Annotated in this window: 5 protein-coding genes; 3 read left to right on the forward strand and 2 right to left on the reverse strand. The window is 67.8% G+C overall.

Going from position 1 to position 3,293, the window contains the following annotated elements:
* Window positions 1-370 precede the first annotated feature (370 nt).
* Window positions 371-853 (reverse strand): hypothetical protein, encoded by a 483-nt coding sequence (locus VF542_RS13520; RefSeq protein ID WP_408652229.1) that lies wholly within the window; start codon window positions 851-853, stop codon window positions 371-373.
* Window positions 850-1,320: an Asp23/Gls24 family envelope stress response protein gene (locus VF542_RS13525; RefSeq protein ID WP_408652230.1), complete on the reverse strand. Its 471-nt coding sequence runs from the start codon at window positions 1,318-1,320 to the stop codon at window positions 850-852. Before VF542_RS13525 ends, VF542_RS13520 begins: the two co-directional genes overlap by 4 nt.
* 267 nt (window positions 1,321-1,587) lie before the next feature.
* On the opposite strand from VF542_RS13525, the gene VF542_RS13530 reads away from it, so the two are divergent.
* From VF542_RS13530 to VF542_RS13540, 3 genes are all read left to right on the forward strand, one after another.
* Window positions 1,588-2,145 carry an RNA polymerase sigma factor gene (locus tag VF542_RS13530; RefSeq protein WP_408652231.1) on the forward strand — a complete coding sequence of 186 codons (558 nt, stop codon included), beginning with the start codon at window positions 1,588-1,590 and terminating at the stop codon, window positions 2,143-2,145.
* 7 nt (window positions 2,146-2,152) lie between these two features.
* Window positions 2,153-2,800: an Asp23/Gls24 family envelope stress response protein gene (locus VF542_RS13535; RefSeq protein WP_408652232.1), complete on the forward strand. Its 648-nt coding sequence runs from the start codon at window positions 2,153-2,155 to the stop codon at window positions 2,798-2,800.
* A 181-nt stretch (window positions 2,801-2,981) separates the two neighbouring features.
* Window positions 2,982-3,293, forward strand: a 312-nt coding sequence (locus VF542_RS13540; protein ID WP_408652233.1) for a GAF domain-containing protein, incomplete at its 3' end; no start/stop codon positions are given.

Genomic DNA, 3,293 nt, shown 5'->3' on the forward strand with positions numbered 1-3,293 from the left:
ACTGGCTCAGGTCCAGGTCCCCGTCGAGGATCTTGGCCACCACGAACCCGATCGCCGCGAACAGGGCGACGGTCAGCATCTGGCCGAAGTTGCCGAATGCCAGGGCGAATCCCAGTGCCAGGCCAACCAGAACGCCGAGCGTGCTGCGGTTCATGTCTGTCTCCCATCTCTAGGCTGCTGCTTACCTCGCAGGGCCGGGTTGCCGACCGCTGACGAGGTCACCGAACGCGTGGCCGGCGCCGCCGCCGGATGCGGCGCAGCGCCGAGCTGACCGCGCTGACCGGCCATCGCTGGTCGCCGATGATCACGATCCGGGGCGCGGAACCGTCTGTCGGTTCAGACGGCGGTGGGTCGAAGCGGCGCAGGCCGGCTAGGAACTCGGCCGGATCTCCGCCGCGGTCGGGATGGTGACTGCGGATGAACTCCCGCCGCCGGGCCCGGCGGGTGCGCTCGGCGTCGTCCATTCCTCCACAGTGCCATCCGCGAGCACCGGAGGCATCGCGGTGGTGGCAGGTTCGGTCGCCGGCAACGACAGCTGCGCCCTGGCTTGGCCCGGTTCAGCGACGTCGGTCAGAACTACGTCGATGATCCTGCCCCCGTTCAGCGTCGCCAGGACGCCACGTATCTGCTCGGCGATCAGGCTGACCGGCTTATCCCAGACGCCCCGGACGTGTACCTCGATCCGGTCGTCGGAGATCCGGATGCCGGGCACCCGGCGTCCGGGGAGGTAGGTCGCGACCTCACCGAGCCGCCCGCCGTCGAGGTCGTCCACCGCCGGGCAGCCGCGCACGGCCGCCGCCACGGCGTCGACGTCGACCCCGTCGACCAGCGCAGGCACCTCGGGGCCGCTCATGACACCCGGGCTGGCGCGTCCTGCTGCTGGTCCTCGGCGGGCAGGTAGACGTCATCGACATTGACGTTCACCTCGACCACCTCCAGGCCGGTCATCCGCTCCACCGATTGCTTGACGTTGCGCTGGATGCTCTTGCCCAGGTCGGCGATAGAGACGCCGTACTCCACGACGATGTCCAGGTCGATCGCCGCTTGGGTCTCACCGACCTCGACCCCGACACCCTGGGCGACGTTCGGCCCCGTGCTGCCCGGAATCCGCTCGCGCAGGGCTCCGAAGGCGCGGCCCGTGCTGGTGCCCATTCGGTGCACCCCGCTTATCTCGCGGCAGGCCATTCCGGCAATCTTCTGGACGACACTCTGGGCAACGCTGATCCGTCCCTGGTCGGTGTGCAGCCGTTGCGGATTGGCGGGGGCGTCGGTGCCGGCAGGAGGCGCGACGCTCGTGCTGGTAGTGGTGGGCTTGGTCATCAGAGAGGAACTCCCGTGCTGTCATACCGACCCGGGCGCTGATCGGACGCCGCCCGGTCGGGGTGAGGAGTGCAGGGTGCTGTGCAGGGTCCTCATCCCATAAGACACCGCCCGACCGAAAAGATCGCACTGTTTCTGCAAAATTTTTTGACCGGCTGTGCGCGGGCCTCGGGAGCGCGGCTGCTGCCCGGGCGTGAGGTGACGGCGAACGCGGGCGTTACGGTCGTGGCAAGACACTGATCACGCTATGGCAGGCGGGGGCCGGGGATGAGCCAGGACGGCGGAGCCGACGGCTTCGACGACGGCTACCTCGTGCGGCGGGCCCAGGAGGGATACCTCGATGCCTACGCCGAACTGGTGAACCGGCACAGCCTTCTTGCCTACCGGGTGGCGCTGCGGATCCTGGGCCACCAGCAGGACGCCGAGGATGTCGCCCAGGACGCCCTGGTCACGGCCTGGCAGCAACTGCCCCAGTTTCGCGGAGAATCCAGCTTCTCCACCTGGTTGTACCGGATCGTGACGAGGCGGGCGGTCAACCGGATCAACCGGGACCGCCGGCACAACTCGACCGACGTCCTGACCGAGGTCGCCGACGACAGCAGCCGAACCGAGATTGCCTTCGAACGCAACGAAACCGTCGATGCCGTCACTCGAGCGATCCAGGCGTTACCACCGACTCAACGAGTCGTTGTGGTACTGCATCACCTGGAAGGCCTGTCCTACGCGGACGTGGCCGCTATCACCGCATCGAGCGTTCCGGCAGTGCGAACCCAGCTCTACCGGGCGCGGCGCGCGCTCGGTTCTGCGTTAGCGGACTGGAGGTGAACCGGGCATGACCGAACCGTCGCAAGCCCGCCACCTGCTCGATCCCGCCAGTCAGCGACTGGCATGTGGCGCCGGGGTGGACGAGTTGTTGGAGCAGGTGGCCGACGGCGATGCCGACCGCCCGAACTCTCACCAGCGCACCTGCCCGCACTGCCAGGCCGCGATCGCGGAGTTCCGGCTGCTGTGGGCTCCGGTGCAGGACTACGCCCGCCAGCCGGTCAGCCTTCCGCAGCGGCTACGGAGATCGGTGCTCCAAGAGGTCGACCGGCTGGTGCACGACGTCTGGTACACCTTGCACCTGACAGACACCGGCGCCATCCGGGTCGCTGCCCGGGTGGTGGCCGCGATCGCTCGCGATGCGGCCGGCCGGGTGCCAGGCGTCCGGGTGGCGCTGGGCCGCAGTACCGAATCCCGGATAGCCGAGCTGGTGGCCAGAGCCACCTCCGGTCACCTGCACCCGCACGCGGCCGTCGGCGTGCTCGGTCGTACGGCGGTGATAGACCTCGCCCTTGCCGTCAGCTACGGTGAGCCGGTGCACGTGGTGGCCCACGAGGTGCAGCGCCGGGTCATCGCAGAACTGAAACAGAACGTCGGATTACAGAGCGTTATCGTCAACGTCACGGTTGACGATGTCTCGCCACTATCAGCCGAATAGCCTTTTACGACGCGCGGCGCGGAACAACCCGCGGCGCTTCGACAGCGCGCCGAGTGCCCAAATTCTTGTGCAGCGGCTTGCCAGCTAGGTGGTTCGGCGAACGTCCATTACATTGTCGCCAAGCCGTGCAGTCGAGAAACGTGCTGGCACAGCGCTCGAACTCGAATAGGTGCGAACAGCCTTGAGTGATCTTGCCGATCTGGACAGCGCACGCTGGTTTGCGGCCCTGGCCCGAGACCTGGCCGAGCAGGCCGACCGGGGTGCGACTGCTTCCCGGGTACTCGAACTCATCACCGGTGCGACCGGATGCTCCTTCGCCGCGATCGCCCACCTCTCGCCGCAAGGCGTGCTCATTCACAACCATGCCACCGACCGTTCCCTGATCGGCAAGGTCGCCGCGATCTCGGTCAGCACCGGAGAAGGCATCGCGTGGCAGGCGCTGCGCCAGCGTGCGACGGTACGGGTGGACGACCTGGACTCGGAATCCCGGTGG

The organism is Jatrophihabitans sp., from assembly GCF_036389215.1.
Taxonomy (GTDB): Bacteria; Actinomycetota; Actinomycetes; order Mycobacteriales; family Jatrophihabitantaceae; genus Jatrophihabitans_A.